This window comes from Neobacillus endophyticus, from assembly GCF_013248975.1.
In the GTDB taxonomy this organism is placed as follows: Bacteria; Bacillota; Bacilli; order Bacillales; family Cytobacillaceae; genus Neobacillus; species Neobacillus endophyticus.
The window spans coordinates 1,872,226-1,890,591 of sequence record NZ_JABRWH010000001.1; the positions used below are offsets into that span (position 1 = coordinate 1,872,226).

13 protein-coding genes, 11 tRNA genes and 3 rRNA genes are annotated in these 18,366 nt (G+C 44.2%); 25 read left to right on the top strand and 2 right to left on the bottom strand.

What is annotated here, in order from left to right; translation table 11 throughout:
• The first annotated feature begins 195 nt into the window (after positions 1–195).
• The 3 genes from HPT25_RS09095 (at position 196) to HPT25_RS09105 (ending at position 3,304) form a co-directional block, all read left to right on the top strand.
• Positions 196–477, top strand: coding sequence for a CopG family ribbon-helix-helix protein (locus HPT25_RS09095; protein ID WP_173062867.1), 282 nt, complete (start codon positions 196–198; stop codon positions 475–477).
• Positions 478–481: 4 nt separating this feature from the next.
• Positions 482–832, top strand: a complete 351-nt coding sequence (gene ndoA / locus HPT25_RS09100) for a type II toxin-antitoxin system endoribonuclease NdoA (RefSeq protein ID WP_173062870.1) — start codon at positions 482–484, stop codon at positions 830–832.
• Between the two features lie 300 nt (positions 833–1,132).
• A complete protein-coding gene (locus tag HPT25_RS09105; protein ID WP_173062873.1) occupies positions 1,133–3,304 on the top strand; it encodes a Tex family protein in 2,172 nt (723 codons plus the stop codon).
• Between the two features lie 323 nt (positions 3,305–3,627).
• On the opposite strand, the gene cmpA is transcribed toward HPT25_RS09105, so the two are convergent.
• Positions 3,628–3,741, bottom strand: coding sequence for a cortex morphogenetic protein CmpA (cmpA, locus tag HPT25_RS09110; protein ID WP_157075896.1), 114 nt, complete (start codon positions 3,739–3,741; stop codon positions 3,628–3,630).
• A gap of 92 nt (positions 3,742–3,833) precedes the next feature.
• On the opposite strand from cmpA, the gene HPT25_RS09115 reads away from it, so the two are divergent.
• From HPT25_RS09115 to tsaD, 19 genes are all read left to right on the top strand, one after another.
• Complete coding sequence (locus tag HPT25_RS09115) at positions 3,834–4,307, top strand: SprT family protein (protein WP_173062875.1); 474 nt, start codon at positions 3,834–3,836, stop codon at positions 4,305–4,307.
• A gap of 117 nt (positions 4,308–4,424) precedes the next feature.
• Positions 4,425–4,499 (top strand) — tRNA-Asn (locus tag HPT25_RS09120).
• A gap of 4 nt (positions 4,500–4,503) precedes the next feature.
• Positions 4,504–4,595 (top strand) — tRNA-Ser (locus tag HPT25_RS09125).
• Between the two features lie 11 nt (positions 4,596–4,606).
• Positions 4,607–4,678: transfer RNA gene (locus HPT25_RS09130), tRNA-Glu, on the top strand.
• A 57-nt stretch (positions 4,679–4,735) separates the two neighbouring features.
• A tRNA-Gln gene (locus tag HPT25_RS09135) sits at positions 4,736–4,810 on the top strand.
• An 8-nt stretch (positions 4,811–4,818) separates the two neighbouring features.
• Positions 4,819–4,903: transfer RNA gene (locus tag HPT25_RS09140), tRNA-Leu, on the top strand.
• Positions 4,904–4,965: 62 nt separating this feature from the next.
• Positions 4,966–5,052 (top strand) — tRNA-Leu (locus HPT25_RS09145).
• A 59-nt stretch (positions 5,053–5,111) separates the two neighbouring features.
• Positions 5,112–5,188: transfer RNA gene (locus HPT25_RS09150), tRNA-Arg, on the top strand.
• 10 nt (positions 5,189–5,198) lie between these two features.
• Positions 5,199–5,275: transfer RNA gene (locus tag HPT25_RS09155), tRNA-Pro, on the top strand.
• Between the two features lie 16 nt (positions 5,276–5,291).
• A tRNA-Gly gene (locus HPT25_RS09160) sits at positions 5,292–5,365 on the top strand.
• Positions 5,366–5,475: 110 nt separating this feature from the next.
• Positions 5,476–7,025: ribosomal RNA gene (locus tag HPT25_RS09165) — 16S ribosomal RNA — on the top strand.
• Between the two features lie 307 nt (positions 7,026–7,332).
• Positions 7,333–10,267, top strand: a 23S ribosomal RNA gene (locus HPT25_RS09170).
• 88 nt (positions 10,268–10,355) lie between these two features.
• Positions 10,356–10,472 (top strand): 5S ribosomal RNA (gene rrf, locus HPT25_RS09175).
• The 16S, 23S and 5S rRNA genes sit together here with 11 tRNA genes alongside, the layout of an rRNA operon.
• Before the next feature lie 36 nt (positions 10,473–10,508).
• Positions 10,509–10,582: transfer RNA gene (locus tag HPT25_RS09180), tRNA-Met, on the top strand.
• Positions 10,583–10,585: 3 nt separating this feature from the next.
• Positions 10,586–10,662: transfer RNA gene (locus HPT25_RS09185), tRNA-Asp, on the top strand.
• A gap of 171 nt (positions 10,663–10,833) precedes the next feature.
• Positions 10,834–11,286 (top strand): tRNA (adenosine(37)-N6)-threonylcarbamoyltransferase complex ATPase subunit type 1 TsaE, encoded by a 453-nt coding sequence (gene tsaE, locus HPT25_RS09190; RefSeq protein ID WP_173062878.1) that lies wholly within the window; start codon positions 10,834–10,836, stop codon positions 11,284–11,286.
• Positions 11,287–11,994, top strand: a complete 708-nt coding sequence (gene tsaB / locus HPT25_RS09195) for a tRNA (adenosine(37)-N6)-threonylcarbamoyltransferase complex dimerization subunit type 1 TsaB (RefSeq protein ID WP_173062881.1) — start codon at positions 11,287–11,289, stop codon at positions 11,992–11,994.
• A 12-nt stretch (positions 11,995–12,006) separates the two neighbouring features.
• On the top strand, positions 12,007–12,456 hold the full coding sequence (gene rimI, locus HPT25_RS09200) for a ribosomal protein S18-alanine N-acetyltransferase (RefSeq protein ID WP_173062884.1): 450 nt from the start codon (positions 12,007–12,009) through the stop codon (positions 12,454–12,456).
• Positions 12,453–13,478 carry a tRNA (adenosine(37)-N6)-threonylcarbamoyltransferase complex transferase subunit TsaD gene (gene tsaD / locus HPT25_RS09205; protein WP_173062887.1) on the top strand — a complete coding sequence of 342 codons (1,026 nt, stop codon included), beginning with the start codon at positions 12,453–12,455 and terminating at the stop codon, positions 13,476–13,478. The genes rimI and tsaD overlap by 4 nt, the downstream gene beginning before the upstream one ends.
• A 393-nt stretch (positions 13,479–13,871) precedes the next feature.
• Here the strand turns inward: tsaD and HPT25_RS09210 are convergent, their stop codons facing one another.
• Positions 13,872–15,791: an ABC-F family ATP-binding cassette domain-containing protein gene (locus tag HPT25_RS09210; RefSeq protein ID WP_173062890.1), complete on the bottom strand. Its 1,920-nt coding sequence runs from the start codon at positions 15,789–15,791 to the stop codon at positions 13,872–13,874.
• Between the two features lie 159 nt (positions 15,792–15,950).
• On the opposite strand from HPT25_RS09210, the gene moaC reads away from it, so the two are divergent.
• The 3 genes from moaC (at position 15,951) to HPT25_RS09225 (ending at position 18,248) form a co-directional block, all read left to right on the top strand.
• A complete protein-coding gene (moaC, locus tag HPT25_RS09215; RefSeq protein WP_173062893.1) occupies positions 15,951–16,445 on the top strand; it encodes a cyclic pyranopterin monophosphate synthase MoaC in 495 nt (164 codons plus the stop codon).
• A 22-nt stretch (positions 16,446–16,467) separates the two neighbouring features.
• Positions 16,468–17,124 carry a redox-sensing transcriptional repressor Rex gene (locus tag HPT25_RS09220; RefSeq protein ID WP_173062896.1) on the top strand — a complete coding sequence of 219 codons (657 nt, stop codon included), beginning with the start codon at positions 16,468–16,470 and terminating at the stop codon, positions 17,122–17,124.
• Positions 17,125–17,468: 344 nt separating this feature from the next.
• Complete coding sequence (locus HPT25_RS09225; protein ID WP_217269672.1) at positions 17,469–18,248, top strand: hypothetical protein; 780 nt, start codon at positions 17,469–17,471, stop codon at positions 18,246–18,248.
• The last annotated feature ends 118 nt before the right edge of the window (positions 18,249–18,366 follow it).

The following is an 18,366-nucleotide window of genomic DNA, read 5'->3' on the forward strand; positions in this document are numbered from 1 at the left end:
TAGGAATCATATTTAGTCTATGCATGGGGCATGATTAGTGTTATTATAAAAGATGGTATAGATATATGGATTTCTCTAAAACGGAAAATTCCGATAGAGCGGTTCATGGGCGAAGTTATTAAATGCATTCGGAATTCAAACAGAAATTCTGATTAGCTAAAAATTGGTTTGTAGTCATGGTGGAGGTGTATGTTTGTGTCTGAATCCAGCGCAACTACGGAAATCTTGGTGAAATTACCGCAGCATCTTTTAACGGAGCTAGATGGTTTCGTTAAACTAGAAAATGTAAATCGCAGTGAATTTATCTACCAGGCCACAAAAATGTATTTACGCGAACGAAAAAAAAGACAAATTCGCGAGTCTATGAGACGTGGGTACATGGAAATGGCAAAGATTAATCTTCGAATTGCATCGGAAGCATTTCAAGCAGAATATGAGGCAGAACATACTGTTGAACGTCTTGTAAGCGGAGGGTAAACCTTTGATTGTCAAGCGTGGTGACGTATATTTCGCGGACCTGTCCCCAGTTGTCGGCTCTGAACAAGGAGGAGTCCGTCCTGTGCTTGTCATCCAAAACGACATCGGGAATCGGTTTAGTCCCACAGTTATTGTTGCAGCGATTACTGCTCAAATTCAAAAGGCAAAGCTTCCTACTCATGTTGAAATTGATGCGAAGCGCTACGGATTTGAACGAGATTCGGTCATTCTGTTAGAACAGATTCGCACAATTGATAAACAGCGGTTAACCGATAAAATTACCCATCTCGATGACGAAATGATGGAAAAAGTCGATGATGCCTTACAGGTAAGCCTTGGACTCATCGAATTTTAGAAAATTACGCTCTTTTTGGTAAAGAGCGTTTTTTCATACATACCTCTGACCTCATACAAAATACTGCTCAAAAGCAAGCTGGAATAGCTTGCTTTTTCTTTTACTGGTCTTATGCTTTATGTCCAGTCATTAAAGGTTAACCAATAGTAAAGGGGAGCTATCCGATAATAAATCTCGGTTTTACGATAGTGATAGTTGTCTGTCCGACAGCTACAAATGGTTAGAGAGAAGAAGCTTTATTATGAAACCCCTTTGTTATTTTGATACAATATGGAAAAGCGGATTGGAGGATGATGCTTAGTGACGGAAACATTGGTAAAAGAGGATCAGTTATTAGGAAAAATATCTGCCGAGCTGTCCATTTCATATAAGCAAGTTAAAAATGTAATCTCATTATTGAATGACGGGAATACAGTGCCCTTTATTGCTAGATATCGGAAAGAAATGACGGGTGCTCTTGATGAGGTGCAAATTCGGAACATTTTGGAACGGTGGCAGTATATTCAAAACCTTGAACAAAGAAAAGAAGAAGTTTTAAGAATCATTGCTGAACAAGGAAAGTTAACGGAAGAATTACAACAGAGCATTACCAAAGCTGAAAAACTACAAGAGGTAGAGGATTTGTACCGCCCGTATAAACAAAAAAGGCGGACAAAGGCTACGGTTGCCAAAGAAAAAGGGCTTGAACCATTAGCTGAGTGGCTTATGACTTTCCCGGCTGCAAGTATTGAAGACAAGGCGAAAGAATTTTTATCAGAAGAAAAAGAAGTCCTTACCATTGAAGATGCATTGGCTGGAGCAAGGGATATCATTGCTGAAATGGTTTCTGACGATGCAGAAGGCCGTAAGTGGATTCGTCAGCAAACCTTCAAATCTGGTGCTGTCGTATCTGTTGAGAAAGACTCGGAAAAAGACGAGAAAAAAGTCTACGAAATGTATTATGAGTATGAGGAACCAGTAAGTAAAATCGTCCCTCACCGCATTCTTGCTTTAAACCGCGGCGAAAAAGAGGATATCCTTCGGGTTTCGATAAAAATGAATGTAGATGTCATTCAGGAATATCTTTCGAAAAAGTGGATCCAAAAAGAACAATCGCCATCAGCTGTTTATGTCCTTGAGGCCATTGAAGACAGCTATAAACGGTTAATTCAGCCATCCATTGAGCGGGAAATTCGCAGCGAGCTAACCGAAAAAGCAGAAGAGCAAGCCATACATATTTTTTCAGAGAACCTCCGAAATCTGCTGCTACAGCCCCCGTTAAAAGGGAAAGTCGTCCTTGGAGTGGACCCTGCCTATCGGACTGGTTGTAAACTGGCCGTAGTGGACGAAACCGGCAAGGTGTTGAAAATTGATGTAATCTATCCGCATCCGCCTGTTTCGAAAACAAAGGAAGCAATTGATAAAGTGAAAACAATTCTTCGTGAATTCAAAGTAGAAATGGTGGCCATCGGGAATGGTACTGCCTCAAGGGAAACTGAACAATTTGTCGCTGATATTCTTAAAGAAGAGGAGGACATTTTCTACTTGATTGTCAATGAAGCAGGTGCAAGTGTATACTCCGCTTCAGACTTGGCAAGGGAAGAATTTCCGAACTTCCATGTTGAAGAAAGAAGCGCTGTTTCAATTGCTCGCAGGCTCCAAGATCCGCTGGCTGAATTAGTAAAAATTGATCCGAAATCAGTTGGTGTCGGCCAATATCAGCATGATGTTTCTCAAAAAAGACTTTCTGAATCCCTGCACTTTGTCGTGGAAACCGCCGTTAACCAGGTTGGTGTCAACGTCAATACTGCTTCATCATCTTTGCTGCAATATGTTGCGGGCTTGACAAAAACAGCCGCCAACAATATTGTCAAAATGCGTGAGGAGGAAGGGAAATTTACAAGTAGAGCGCAATTGAAGAAAGTTCCCCGGCTAGGAGCTAAGACGTTTGAACAGGCAATCGGCTTCCTTCGTGTATTGGATGGCAAGCAGCCGCTCGACCGGACAGGAATTCACCCTGAGAATTATGACGAAGTGAAAAAAATACTAACAAACCTGGGCTTTACTACAAAGGATTTAGGAACCGAAGAGTTAAAGAGAGCCTTAAACGGCCTTGATCTAAAAACAGTTTCCGAAGAACTTTCGATTGGAGAGCTGACCTTAAAAGATATAGTGGATGCTTTGGTGAGACCTGAACGCGATCCTCGTGATGATTTACCGCGCCCGCTCCTTAAAAAAGATGTATTAAAACTTGAAGACTTAAAGACAGGAATGGAGCTACAAGGGACGGTGCGAAATGTAGTTGATTTCGGTGCATTTGTCGACATAGGGGTTAAACAGGATGGCCTTGTTCATATTTCTAAGCTAAGCAAACGATTTGTAAAACACCCGTTAGATGTTGTATCTGTTGGGGACGTAGTTACGGTATGGGTTGATTCCGTAGATATGAAAAAAGGTCGTGTCGCATTAACAATGCTTCCTCCGTCCGAGTAGTCAACGTTCATTTTTTTGTATATCGTAACAGCTTTTGCCTTCGTGAAGTAAATATTCATGAGGGCGAGTTGTTACATTTACAAGAGAATAGGCCCGTTCTTAAAAATCAAAGCAGAACCAATTTACTTGGAAGTCAGATAAATTGGAGTAATAGAAATGTCTGTCTGCTAGGGTGATCTAAGGAGCAAATCAGATAAGATTCTTGGGAACCTACTCATAAAATGTTAGCCGCTAAATAAAATAGATGACCTAAAAAACCTGAAATTGGTCATCTGCTTAAGCTCGAAAAATATTCTGCCTCATCATTAAACAAACCTCTATTATTAAGAGCAGTGTTTTTTTCTGTAAAAAAACCAGCACTGATTAAGCAATTTAATCTGGTAGCGGTTTTTTTCATAAAAAGCTCTTTTCATTTGGTTCTGAAACCAAGCAGGCATAAACAAACCTCCCGAAAAGGATCTATCTTAAGTGTATATACAATATATGCTATAATAGGTTGTCATGTTCGTAAGAAAGTAAGGAGAGGGATATGGAGGATAAAGAACTACAAAGACTGGTAGAAAAAATCTCAATAGAGGAATTCGGCAAGCCCTTTAAACACAAAGCAACATTTAACTCTAGATTACGTTCGACTGGCGGAAGGTATCTATTGGGAACCCATAATATTGATATCAATAAAAGGTATCTTGAACATTTCGGTGAATCGGAATTAATCGGCATTATCAAACATGAACTTTGTCATTACCATCTTCATCTAGAAGGTAAGGGATATCAGCACCGTGATCTCGATTTTAAAAGGCTGTTGAATAAAGTGAATGCCCCAAGATATTGCAGCCAGCTTCCTGAGACAAGAGCTAGACGAACATCGAAAAAAATCTTAATATATAAATGCTCAAGCTGCAGTTTAACTTATAAAAGAAAAAGAAGAATTGATATAGCGCGCTATGTCTGCGGGAAATGCAAAGGGAGATTGGTAAAGGTCAAGGAAGTTAAAATAGAGTAGGATTTTTATTTGTTATTATTTCTTTGAAAAATCATATTGACTTTGCACCCAGACGTTATTATAATTGTAAGAGTCGATAAGGTAATCACCTTGTTGAGAAGAAAACATTTGAATTATTCCGCAGTAGCTCAGTGGTAGAGCTATCGGCTGTTAACCGATCGGTCGTAGGTTCGAGTCCTACCTGCGGAGCCATTTTGGGGAAGTACTCAAGTTGGCTGAAGAGGCGCCCCTGCTAAGGGTGTAGGTCGCGAAAGCGGCGCGAGGGTTCAAATCCCTCCTTCTCCGCCATTTAAATATCCGGCCCCTTGGTCAAGCGGTTAAGACACCGCCCTTTCACGGCGGTAACACGGGTTCGAATCCCGTAGGGGTCATCAGGGACGGGAGATGCATTAAATCCATTTCCTGTTTCTTATTCTTTAAAATAATATTGGGCTATAGCCAAGCGGTAAGGCAACGGACTTTGACTCCGTCATTCGTTGGTTCGAATCCAGCTAGCCCAGCCATCACTAATGCGGGTGTGGCGGAATTGGCAGACGCACCAGACTTAGGATCTGGCGCCGTAAGGCGTGGGGGTTCGACTCCCTTCACCCGCACCATTCATTTCCAGTTGAAATACAATTTTAATTGTGATATGATTGATTTTGTCGCTAATTGATACGCGGTCGTGGCGGAATCGGCAGACGCGCTAGGTTGAGGGCCTAGTGGTGGCAACACCGTGGAGGTTCAAGTCCTCTCGGCCGCACCAAAATATATGTTGACACAAACAAAGCGATGTGTTAATATATAAAAGTTGTTTCAAAAGATGCGCCCGTAGCTCAATTGGATAGAGCGTCTGACTACGGATCAGAAGGTTATGGGTTCGACTCCTTTCGGGCGCGCCATAAAACATACCGGGAAATAGCTCAGCTTGGTAGAGCACTTGGTTTGGGACCAAGGGGTCGCAGGTTCGAATCCTGTTTTCCCGACCATCAAACAATCTTATATGCGGGTGTAGTTTAGTGGTAAAACCACAGCCTTCCAAGCTGTTGTTGTGGGTTCGATTCCCATCACCCGCTCCATAACAAGTCAATTGTTCTTTGAAAACTAAACAAACAAAAACGTCAACAAACAATAATTATTCATTTCTAACGAAATGAAGCCAACGTTATTTTTATGAGCTATATCAACTTTCTTGGAGAGTTTGATCCTGGCTCAGGACGAACGCTGGCGGCGTGCCTAATACATGCAAGTCGAGCGAATCTCGAGGAGCTTGCTCCTTGAGATTAGCGGCGGACGGGTGAGTAACACGTGGGCAACCTGCCTGTAAGATCGGGATAACTTCGGGAAACCGGAGCTAATACCGGATAATCTTCTTCCTTGCATGAGGAAGAACTGAAAGACGGTTTCGGCTGTCACTTACAGATGGGCCCGCGGCGCATTAGCTAGTTGGTGAGGTAACGGCTCACCAAGGCGACGATGCGTAGCCGACCTGAGAGGGTGATCGGCCACACTGGGACTGAGACACGGCCCAGACTCCTACGGGAGGCAGCAGTAGGGAATCTTCCACAATGGACGAAAGTCTGATGGAGCAACGCCGCGTGAGCGATGAAGGCCTTCGGGTCGTAAAGCTCTGTTGTTAGGGAAGAACAAGTACCGGAGTAACTGCCGGTACCTTGACGGTACCTAACCAGAAAGCCACGGCTAACTACGTGCCAGCAGCCGCGGTAATACGTAGGTGGCAAGCGTTGTCCGGAATTATTGGGCGTAAAGCGCGCGCAGGCGGTCCTTTAAGTCTGATGTGAAAGCCCACGGCTCAACCGTGGAGGGTCATTGGAAACTGGGGGACTTGAGTGCAGAAGAGGAAAGCGGAATTCCACGTGTAGCGGTGAAATGCGTAGAGATGTGGAGGAACACCAGTGGCGAAGGCGGCTTTCTGGTCTGTAACTGACGCTGAGGCGCGAAAGCGTGGGGAGCAAACAGGATTAGATACCCTGGTAGTCCACGCCGTAAACGATGAGTGCTAAGTGTTAGAGGGTTTCCGCCCTTTAGTGCTGCAGCTAACGCATTAAGCACTCCGCCTGGGGAGTACGGCCGCAAGGCTGAAACTCAAAGGAATTGACGGGGGCCCGCACAAGCGGTGGAGCATGTGGTTTAATTCGAAGCAACGCGAAGAACCTTACCAGGTCTTGACATCCTCTGACACTCCTAGAGATAGGACGTTCCCCTTCGGGGGACAGAGTGACAGGTGGTGCATGGTTGTCGTCAGCTCGTGTCGTGAGATGTTGGGTTAAGTCCCGCAACGAGCGCAACCCTTGATCTTAGTTGCCAGCATTTAGTTGGGCACTCTAAGGTGACTGCCGGTGACAAACCGGAGGAAGGTGGGGATGACGTCAAATCATCATGCCCCTTATGACCTGGGCTACACACGTGCTACAATGGATGGTACAAAGGGCAGCGAAGCCGCGAGGTGGAGCCAATCCCACAAAACCATTCTCAGTTCGGATTGCAGGCTGCAACTCGCCTGCATGAAGCCGGAATCGCTAGTAATCGCGGATCAGCATGCCGCGGTGAATACGTTCCCGGGCCTTGTACACACCGCCCGTCACACCACGAGAGTTTGTAACACCCGAAGTCGGTGGGGTAACCGTAAGGAGCCAGCCGCCTAAGGTGGGACAGATGATTGGGGTGAAGTCGTAACAAGGTAGCCGTATCGGAAGGTGCGGCTGGATCACCTCCTTTCTAAGGATAAAGCTGGACCTATGAGCCAGACAAAACGGTTTGTGACACGTTCTTTGTTTGTTTAGTTTTGAGAGAACAATCTCTCAAAACATCGTTCTTTGAAAACTAGATAATCGTATAGAAGAAACCAAGCAAGAACCGAGTAATCGCCATTTTAGTTTTTCTCTCTTATTTTAAGAGTAAATAAAGACAAATCAGCAGCGAGAAGGTCGAGGAAGCGAGGGAGTGAAGACCGGAGCGTGCTAGGGCACGTGAGGATCTGAACGAGCGAAGCTGACTAGAGACACGACGCTGATCATTTGTCGTAGGTTAAGTTAGAAAGGGCGCACGGTGGATGCCTTGGCACTAGGAGCCGATGAAGGACGGGACTAACACCGATATGCTTCGGGGAGCTGTAAGTAAGCTTTGATCCGGAGATTTCCGAATGGGGGAACCCACTGCTCGTAATGGAGTAGTATCTTTACCTGAATACATAGGGTACTGAAGGCAGACCCGGGGAACTGAAACATCTAAGTACCCGGAGGAAGAGAAAGCAAACGCGATTCCCTGAGTAGCGGCGAGCGAAACGGGAACAGCCCAAACCGAAAGGCTTGCCTTTCGGGGTTGTAGGACACTCAACATGGAGTTACAAAGGAACGGGGTAGATGAAGCGGTCTGGAAAGGCCCGTCATAGAAGGTAACAGCCCTGTAGTTGAAACTTCGTTCCCTCCTGAGTGGATCCTGAGTACGGCCGGACACGTGAAATCCGGTCGGAAGCAGGGAGGACCATCTCCCAAGGCTAAATACTCCCTAGTGACCGATAGTGAACCAGTACCGTGAGGGAAAGGTGAAAAGCACCCCGGAAGGGGAGTGAAAGAGATCCTGAAACCGTGTGCCTACAAGTAGTCAGAGCCCGTTTATGGGTGATGGCGTGCCTTTTGTAGAATGAACCGGCGAGTTACGATTACATGCAAGGTTAAGTTGAAGAGACGGAGCCGCAGCGAAAGCGAGTCTGAATAGGGCGTATTAGTATGTAGTCGTAGACCCGAAACCAGGTGATCTACCCATGTCCAGGGTGAAGTCCAGGTAACACTGGATGGAGGCCCGAACCGACGCACGTTGAAAAGTGCGCGGATGAGGTGTGGGTAGCGGAGAAATTCCAATCGAACTTGGAGATAGCTGGTTCTCTCCGAAATAGCTTTAGGGCTAGCCTCACGTAGTAAGAGTCTTGGAGGTAGAGCACTGTTTGGACTAGGGGCCCTCATCGGGTTACCGAATTCAGACAAACTCCGAATGCCAAAGACTTATCCGTGGGAGTCAGACTGCGAGTGATAAGATCCGTAGTCAAAAGGGAAACAGCCCAGACCACCAGCTAAGGTCCCAAAGTATACGTTAAGTGGAAAAGGATGTGGAGTTGCTTAGACAACCAGGATGTTGGCTTAGAAGCAGCCACCATTTAAAGAGTGCGTAATAGCTCACTGGTCGAGTGACTCTGCGCCGAAAATGTACCGGGGCTAAACGTATCACCGAAGCTGTGGATTGACATCTACGATGTCAGTGGTAGGAGAGCGTTCTAAGGGCTGTGAAGCGGGATCGGAAGGACCCGTGGAGCGCTTAGAAGTGAGAATGCCGGTATGAGTAGCGAAAGATGAGTGAGAATCTCATCCACCGAATGCCTAAGGTTTCCTGAGGAAGGCTCGTCCGCTCAGGGTTAGTCGGGACCTAAGCCGAGGCCGAAAGGCGTAGGCGATGGACAACAGGTTGATATTCCTGTACCACCTCTTTATCGTTTGAGTGATGGGGGGACGCAGGAGGATAGGGTAAGCGCGCTGTTGGATATGCGCGTCTAAGCAGTTAGGCTGAGAAGTAGGAAAATCCGCTTTTCGAACAGGCTGAGCTGTGACAGCGAGGGAAATAGAGTACCGAAGTTCCTGATTCCACACTGCCAAGAAAAGCCTCTAGCGAGATAAAAGGTGCCCGTACCGCAAACCGACACAGGTAGGCGAGGAGAGAATCCTAAGGTGAGCGAGAGAACTCTCGTTAAGGAACTCGGCAAAATGACCCCGTAACTTCGGGAGAAGGGGTGCTTTTTGAGGTGAATAGCCTCGAAGAGCCGCAGTGAATAGGCCCAGGCGACTGTTTAGCAAAAACACAGGTCTCTGCGAAGCCGCAAGGCGAAGTATAGGGGCTGACGCCTGCCCGGTGCTGGAAGGTTAAGAGGAGGGGTTAGCGCAAGCGAAGCTCTGAATCGAAGCCCCAGTAAACGGCGGCCGTAACTATAACGGTCCTAAGGTAGCGAAATTCCTTGTCGGGTAAGTTCCGACCCGCACGAAAGGCGTAACGATCTGGGCACTGTCTCAACGAGAGACTCGGTGAAATTATAGTACCTGTGAAGATGCAGGTTACCCGCGACAGGACGGAAAGACCCCATGGAGCTTTACTGTAGCCTGATATTGAATTTTGGTACAGCTTGTACAGGATAGGTAGGAGCCTGAGAAGCCGGAGCGCCAGCTTCGGTGGAGGCGTCGGTGGGATACTACCCTGGCTGTATTGAAATTCTAACCCACACCCCTGATCGGGGTGGGAGACAGTGTCAGGTGGGCAGTTTGACTGGGGCGGTCGCCTCCTAAAGAGTAACGGAGGCGCCCAAAGGTTCCCTCAGAATGGTTGGAAATCATTCGCAGAGTGTAAAGGCACAAGGGAGCTTGACTGCGAGACCTACAAGTCGAGCAGGGACGAAAGTCGGGCTTAGTGATCCGGTGGTTCCGCATGGAAGGGCCATCGCTCAACGGATAAAAGCTACCCTGGGGATAACAGGCTTATCTCCCCCAAGAGTCCACATCGACGGGGAGGTTTGGCACCTCGATGTCGGCTCATCGCATCCTGGGGCTGTAGTCGGTCCCAAGGGTTGGGCTGTTCGCCCATTAAAGCGGTACGCGAGCTGGGTTCAGAACGTCGTGAGACAGTTCGGTCCCTATCCGTCGCGGGCGCAGGAAATTTGAGAGGAGCTGTCCTTAGTACGAGAGGACCGGGATGGACGCACCGCTGGTGTACCAGTTGTCTTGCCAAAGGCATCGCTGGGTAGCTATGTGCGGACGGGATAAGTGCTGAAAGCATCTAAGCATGAAGCCCCCCTCAAGATGAGATTTCCCATAGCGTCAAGCTAGTAAGATCCCTGAAAGATGATCAGGTTGATAGGTCAGAGGTGGAAGCGTGGTAACATGTGGAGCTGACTGATACTAATCGATCGAGGACTTAACCAAGTCATAGTAATATGAATAAAGCGAACTCGTTCTTAAACGTTTCTTCTGTATTATCTAGTTTTGAGGGAATGAAACCTCAATAAAATAGTCTGGCGGTGATGGCGAGAAGGTCACACCCGTTCCCATACCGAACACGGAAGTTAAGCTTCTCAGCGCCGATGGTAGTTGGGGCGAAAGCCCCTGTGAGAGTAGGACGCTGCCAGGCTGTTTTATTAAAAACAAAGCTATATATTTTTATTGTCGCGGGGTGGAGCAGTCCGGTAGCTCGTCGGGCTCATAACCCGAAGGTCGCAGGTTCAAATCCTGCCCCCGCAATACGGTCTGGTAGTTCAGCTGGTTAGAATGCCTGCCTGTCACGCAGGAGGTCGCGGGTTCGAGTCCCGTCCAGACCGCCATTTTACTTAATTGTTAGAAAGTGCGAAACCATGTTTCGGCTTTTTTTATTTCATTAAATTAAACTACATAATAAATAGTCACCTTAGGAGCCATCCTAAGGTTTTTTTTGCACATAAATAAGGTAAAATGAAGATAAGAAATAGCAATGTGAAAGTAGTATAGGTGATAAAATGAATCAATATGAATGGAAAACCCAAAGTTCGGAGGAGACCTCCCAATTTGCTCAAAAACTAGCAGCCCACTTACGACCAGGAGATGTTCTTGCACTGGAAGGTGATCTCGGTGCAGGGAAAACCACTTTTACCAAAGGTTTGGCAAAGGGGCTTGACATAAAGAAGACGGTTAACAGCCCAACGTTTACCATTATTAAAGAGTATCAGGGCAGGATGCCATTATACCATATGGATGTTTACCGTCTAGAGGACGCTTATGAGGACCTTGGATTTGAAGAGTACTTTGAAGGTGAAGGTGTTACTGTAGTGGAATGGGCTCACCTCATAGAAGAGCAGCTTCCTTCAGAACGATTAACGATCTATCTGCATCATGAAGAACAGGACCAAAGGAAAATTACACTTTTGCCAAAGGGCCAAAGATATGAGCAATTATGTAAGGAGATTGTTTAAATGACGATATTAGCGATTGATACTTCTAATAATCCGTTAGGAGTTGCGCTTTTAGATGATGATAAAATTATTGGGGAATATATCACCAATTTAAAGAAGAATCACTCCATACGGATTATGCCGGCTATTCATGCCTTAATGAAGGATTGCGAAAAGCAGCCTTCTGATATTACAAAAATCGTAGTAGCAAAAGGACCTGGTTCCTATACCGGGGTTCGAATCGGTGTGAGTATTGCCAAAACGCTGGCATGGACGTTAAATATTCCGCTCGTGGGAGTCTCCAGCCTTGAAATTCTAGCAGCCGGCCCGGGGCGATATTTTACAGGTTATGTATCGCCATTGTTCGATGCGAGAAGGGGACAAATTTATACAGGTTTGTATCAGTATGAAAATGGAAGTCTTGTAACAGTAGAAAGTGATCAGGTAGCTATGGCTGTTGACTGGGGAGAAAAGTTAGCCAAACTGGCTAAGCCTGTGTTATTTATCGGAAATGATTTAGCAATTCATCGGGCTGTATTAGAAGAGAAGTTAGGACCCCAAGGCTTTTTTGCAAGTCTTACTGAACAGAATCCCCGACCATCTGAACTGGCCTTGCTTGGGAAGGATAAACCAGGTGAAGATATACATACATTCGTACCAAATTATATTCGTTTGGCAGAAGCGGAAGCAAAATGGCTGGAGAATCAGGAGAAAACTATAAATAGATAAGGATCGAGGAAGATGACAGATTTGTATCATTTTCGTTTCATGAGGGAAGAGGACATTGACCAAGTATTAGAAGTGGAACATGCTTCCTTTACATTGCCCTGGAGCAGAGAAGCTTTTTATAATGAATTGCACAATAATAAGTTTGCAGTCTATATTGTACTTGAGCATGAGGAACGGATTATTGGCTATTGTGGAATGTGGATGGTTATTGATGAGGCACATGTGACAAATGTGGCCATTCTGCCAGAATACAGGGGGAGAAAACTAGGGGATGCTATGATGAACAGGCTGATGTCTCTTGCACGTGAGATGGGGGCAAAGAGCATGACGCTAGAGGTAAGGGTATCGAATGTGATTGCTCAGTCTCTTTATCGAAAGATGGGATTTCAAAACGGAGGTATTCGGAAAAATTATTATTCCGATAACTTGGAAGATGCCTTGGTGATGTGGGTGAATTTATGAAAAAAGATCAGGTAATATTAGGTATTGAATCGAGTTGCGATGAAACAGCTGCAGCCATTGTTATAAATGGCCGAGAAATTGCTGCAAACATTGTAGCTTCGCAAATTGAGAGCCATAAGCGTTTTGGCGGTGTAGTTCCGGAAATTGCCTCTCGTCATCATGTGGAGCAAATTACGGTTGTATTAGAAGAGGTATTGAAAAAGGCTGATATGACAATGGCAGATATTGATGCAATTGCTGTTACAGAAGGTCCGGGATTAGTTGGAGCCTTGCTGATCGGTGTAAATGCAGCAAAGGCATTGGCTTTTGCGCACAATAAACCGCTTGTGCCTGTGCATCATATTGCCGGACATATTTATGCAAACAGGCTTACCACAGAGTTAAAATTTCCGCTATTGGCACTTGTTGTGTCAGGAGGTCATACAGAGCTTGTATATATGAAAGAGCATGGTCATTTTGAAGTAATTGGTGAAACAAGAGATGACGCAGCAGGAGAAGCCTATGATAAGGTGGCGCGAGTATTGAATATGCCATATCCAGGCGGCCCTCATATTGACCGTTTGGCACATGAAGGGAGTCCGACCATAGATCTGCCTAGAGCTTGGCTGGAGGAAGGATCCTATGATTTTAGTTTCAGCGGCTTAAAATCTGCTGTCATAAATACCGTGCACAATGCTGAACAGCGTGGCGAGTCGATTGCTCCAGAAAACCTTGCTGCCAGTTTTCAAGAAAGTGTAATTGAGGTGCTAGTTACAAAGACGAAGAAAGCCGCTAAAGGATATGGGGTAAAACAGGTAATTGTTGCAGGTGGTGTCGCAGCCAATAAAGGCCTTAGGAGTGCATTAGAAAAAGCCTTTGCTGACAATGGGGAGTTTGAGTTAGTGATTCCTCCGTTATCGTTATGTACCGATAATGCCGCCATGATTGCCGCTGCCGGAAGTGTCATGTTTGAAAAAGGTATAAGAGCTGAATTAACTTTAAATGCCAATCCAGGGCTTGATATTGAAGTGTTTAATAAGTAATTGCCTTTTATAGTGTAAATCTAGGCCTCTCTTCTTTATGAAAGGGGGGCTTTTTTAATTTATTCTTAGAAAAAACTAATCAAATGTTTAATTAACATCCAAAGTAGGTTATTCACATTAATCAAACATTTAATTAAAATTGTCTAATGTTATTTTGTGGATAATATTTTACTGAAAATTAAGTTAAGAATTCTATTCATGTGGATAAGTATATACAAATCTGTTGATAATGTGGATAAGTTTGATAAAAAATGTGGATATTGTGGAAAAGGGTAAGAAACCTTAGAGCTTATTCAATGTAAATTGTGAATAGTGGTGTGGAAAAGTGTACATATGTAAAATTTCTGTGGATATCCTCATACAAAAACCGGGCATTGCCCGGTTTTTGTATTATTATTCTGCAAGCTCAGCCCATTCGTCCATTAATTGCTCAAGTTCTGCCTTCGCTTTTTCATTTTGAATATTGATGTCCATGACTTTTTCGTGGTCTTGAAATATAATTGGATCACATAATTTCTGCTCGAATTCTTGAATCAACTCTTCTAATTCCTCAATTTTTTGTTCCATTTCTTCTATCTTTCTTTTTCGTTGACGCTCCAGCTTTTTACTTTCCTTATCCTGTTGATAACTATTTTTATCAGGTACTTCTGCTTTATCTGATTTCTTTATGTTATCTGCAATTGCCAGCTGTGCAAGCTCTTCCTGCTCGAGTTTCTTCTCTAGGTAATAATCGTAATCTCCCAGATATTCCGTGCTTCCATCCCTGCTTAACTCTAATACTTTTGTAGCAATTCGGTTAATAAAATAACGGTCGTGGGAAACGAACAATAACGTACCGGGGTAATCAATTAGCGCATTTTCCAGTACTTCCTTACTGTCAAGATCCAGATGGTTGGTCGGCTCATCCAAAATCAGTACGTTTGCCTTTTTCAACATTAATTTTGCTAAAGCCAGACGTGCCTTTTCTCCACCGCTTAATGATGAAACGATTTTAAGCACATCATCACCAGAAAATAAGAAATTTCCAAGGACCGTGCGAATTTCTTTTTCTGGTTTCATAGGATAATCATCCCATAGCTCATTTAATACGCGTTTGTTTGAGGTTAAGTTTGCCTGCTCCTGGTCATAATAGCCGATCGACAGGTTGGTGCCATAGGAAACTGTGCCTGAAAGAGGCTCCAGATTTTTAATAATCGTTTTTAATAGCGTGGATTTTCCAATCCCATTGGGGCCGACTAGCGCGATGCTTTCACCTCTGAAAGCGCGGAAAGAGATCCCTTGTGAAATGATATTGTCGTTGTAGCCAACTGCTAATGAATCCACGGTTAATACATCATTCCCGCTTTGTCTTTCAATTTCAAATGAGAAAGAAGCTGATTTTTCATCACCTAATGGGCGGTCCATTAGTTCCATCTTCTCGAGTTTTTTCCGTCTGCTCTGAGCTCTCTTGGTCGTTGAAGCACGAGCCAGATTGCGCTGAATGAAGTCCTGCAAATCGGCGACTTCCTGCTGCTGCTTTTCATACAGCTTAATGTCCCGCTCATAATTGGCTGCTTTATGGTCTAAATAGGCACTATAATTGCCTGTAAATCTCTGCATCTGTTTACGAGACAATTCATAAACCTGGGTGACGACTTTATCTAAAAAATAGCGGTCATGGGAAACAATTAAGATGGCTCCACTATAACCCTGTAAATATTGCTCGAGCCATGTAAGCGTCTCGATATCGAGATGGTTGGTCGGCTCGTCCAATATTAATATATCTGGTTTGGTTAATAGCAGCTTCCCTAATGCAAGGCGAGTTTTTTGTCCGCCGCTTAGACTGGAAATCAGTACATTGGAATCCAGGAAGTTTAACCCATGCAAAACAGACCGGATATCGGCTTCAAATTGGTAACCGCCCTGTTCTTTAAATGTTACCTGCAAACCGTCATATTCTTTTAAAATCCTTTCATACTTGGCGGGATCTTCAAAAATAGCAGGATTCGCCATTTGCTCTTCTAGTCTGCGCAGGGATTTTTCCATCGTTCTTAAGCCTTCAAACACACCGAGCATTTCATCCCAGATGGACAACTCAGATTCCAAACCGGTATTTTGCGCTAAATATCCAACGGTTACGTCCTTTGGCTTGATGATCTCACCGCCGTCAAACCCGAGCTCACCAGCAATAATCTTGAGTAATGTCGATTTTCCAGCTCCATTGCGTCCCACGAGAGCAACACGATCTCTCGTTTGTAATTCCAGCTTTATATTCGATAAAATAAGGTCAGCGCCATAATATTTTTGTAGTTGATTCACTTGTAATAAAATCATTTTTTTCACCTCTATTACTACGAATAGTGTACCGTATTCCCAGAATATCGGCAATAAAGCAAAGATTGTAAGATTGGGATAAAAAAATATAATCATTAGTTCAAAGTTTCACACACATATGCTCAAAAATATAGTATGATTTTAGGGGGGATATATAAAATGGCAGAATTTACTCATTTTAACGAACAGGGAAGGGCGAAGATGGTTGATGTTAGTGAGAAGCCAGAAACCGCCCGTTCAGCACTGGCTCATTCCAGCATAACCGTCAGCAAAGAGATATTTGACAAGATTTCTAATAATGAAATGAAAAAAGGAGATGTCTTGGCTGTGGCTCAGGTTGCTGCGGTAATGGCAGCGAAGAAAACATGGGATGTAATTCCGATGTGCCATCCAATTCCTTTAACAGGGGTAAATATCAGTTTCTCTTGGGAGCAGGCCCAGCAAGGCCAATTTACATTACATATTGTCGCATCTGTTAAAACAAAGGGCAGTACAGGTGTAGAGATGGAAGCGCTAACAGCAGCATCGGTGTGTGCCTTAACGGTCTATGATATGTGTAAAGCAGTTGATAAAGGAATGGTAATCGGACCAACCTATTTAGTTGAAAAAACCGGCGGTAAAAACGGTGTTTTTAAACGGACAGAGCAAATTTAATCAATAAGAGGTGATTAGGCCTATGTCGAATGAAACGATGAAAATACCACAGGCAACAGCCAAGCGGCTGCCTTTATATTATCGTTTTTTGCAAAACCTGCATTCTTCCGGAAAGCAGCGGGTTTCGTCGGCGGAATTAAGCGAAGCAGTAAAAGTAGATTCAGCCACGATTCGCCGTGATTTTTCTTATTTTGGTGCTTTGGGCAAGAAAGGTTATGGGTATAACGTAAACTATTTGCTTACTTTTTTCCGCAGAACGCTGGATCAAGACGAATTAACGAAGGTAGCTCTAATAGGCGTAGGTAATCTGGGCACCGCTTTTCTTCACTATAATTTTTTGAAAAATAATAATACGAAAATAGAGCTGGCCTTTGACGTTGATCAGGATAAAATAGGTACATCCATTAGCGATGTTCCCATCTATTCCATGGATGATTTAGAAAAGTATTTAATCGAGGAGGAAGTCCAAGTCGTCATTTTGACTGTTCCGGCACCAGTTGCACAGATGATTACAGACCGGCTGGTGAATACAAATGTGAAGGGCATTTTGAACTTTACACCGGCGAGATTAAATGTCCCGTCATCGATTCGTGTGCATCATATTGATTTGGCAGTGGAACTGCAATCTCTTGTTTATTTCTTAAAGCATTATCCAACAAATGAGGTAATAGAAGAATAAAGTGTTGAATAGACCCTTCGCGGAAACTGGTGAAGAGGTCTTTTTTTACAGGCAAGTGTTTTACTGTTCCGGTTTAGAGCTCACCTGATAGGATTATATAAGAAAATATGTCCGGTAATATCGTATCAGGGCGACAGCTGCACCTATTAAAAGCAGTATCGTTATCTGGCAGTGCCAGACTCCCTAATCCCCTGAGAAATCAGGGCTTTTTTAATGATTGTGGCTATTATCGATTGTTTTTAATAAAAAAGTGGTATAAATAATAAAGCATTTTATTTGAAGGGAGAGCATTTATAGGGATGAATCTCCTTGCGTCCTTTTTTATGACCATTTTGATCAGTTGTGTGGAATTAGTTTATCTTCTGGGTGTTTTGATTGCTGTTGGCTTTCTTTTAGGGGGGATGGAAAGGTATTCTAATCGACTGCTGGCCCGGGCATTTGGCCCACGTGGAATTTTGGTAACGGCCTGGATTGGGACGCCGATCCATGAACTCGGGCACTTATTAATGTGTTTTATTTTTGGCCACCGAGTAATGAGGGTAAAGCTATTGCAGTTAAAAAGTCCGGATGGTACTTTGGGGTATGTGGAGCATCAATATAATATAAATAGTTACTATCAGCAAGTTGGGAATTTTTTCATTGGCCTGGGTCCGATCTTTAGTGGAATCGGTTCATTGATTTTGGGCATGCACTGGCTTGTGCCGAATGCCTATGAAGCGTTCACCCTTCAAATCCGCCAGCATATCGCATTTGAAAAGTTGGATGTAAGTGTATTGCGCTCTGTTGGGGACGTATTGCTTGCTCTTTGCAGAAGTCTGTTTACCGTGGAGAATCTTATCAGCCCAACTTTTTGGCTGTTTATCGTAATCGCCATCAGTATTTCTTCTCATATTGCATTAAGTATGCCGGATATTAGAAACTCAGCAAAAGGGCTGCAAACGATTTTCATATTGCTGGTTCTGTTTAACTTCGCGGCAAGGATTCTAAATATCGACAGCTATGCACTTGTCATCCGCATGGCACAATACAATGCTTACCTCCTTGCGTTCTCTGGTATTGCGGTCATCTTTTCATTGATTACCCTTCTCGTAAGTATTACCATTTCACGATTGAAAGGTGTCTGAGGGTGTCAGGCACCTCTTTGTGGAAATGTTTGGGATGTGCTATATATACCTATACATGTTTTATTTTCGGGAGTAAACTACATATAGACGATAAAACCGATATGGAAGGTTGGGATTC

Excerpts from the sequence above, each read along its gene's own strand:
- HPT25_RS09210 (WP_173062890.1), bottom strand. The coding sequence starts at position 15,791 with ATGATTTTATTACAAGTGAATCAACTACAAAAATATTATGGCGCTGAC.
- tsaB (WP_173062881.1), top strand. The coding sequence starts at position 11,287 with ATGACGATATTAGCGATTGATACTTCTAATAATCCGTTAGGAGTTGCG.
- tsaE (WP_173062878.1), top strand. The coding sequence starts at position 10,834 with ATGAATCAATATGAATGGAAAACCCAAAGTTCGGAGGAGACCTCCCAA.
- rimI (WP_173062884.1), top strand. The coding sequence starts at position 12,007 with ATGACAGATTTGTATCATTTTCGTTTCATGAGGGAAGAGGACATTGAC.
- HPT25_RS09115 (WP_173062875.1), top strand. The coding sequence starts at position 3,834 with ATGGAGGATAAAGAACTACAAAGACTGGTAGAAAAAATCTCAATAGAG.
- tsaD (WP_173062887.1), top strand. The coding sequence starts at position 12,453 with ATGAAAAAAGATCAGGTAATATTAGGTATTGAATCGAGTTGCGATGAA.
- HPT25_RS09220 (WP_173062896.1), top strand. The coding sequence starts at position 16,468 with ATGTCGAATGAAACGATGAAAATACCACAGGCAACAGCCAAGCGGCTG.
- moaC (WP_173062893.1), top strand. The coding sequence starts at position 15,951 with ATGGCAGAATTTACTCATTTTAACGAACAGGGAAGGGCGAAGATGGTT.
- cmpA (WP_157075896.1), bottom strand. The coding sequence starts at position 3,741 with ATGCCTGCTTGGTTTCAGAACCAAATGAAAAGAGCTTTTTATGAAAAA.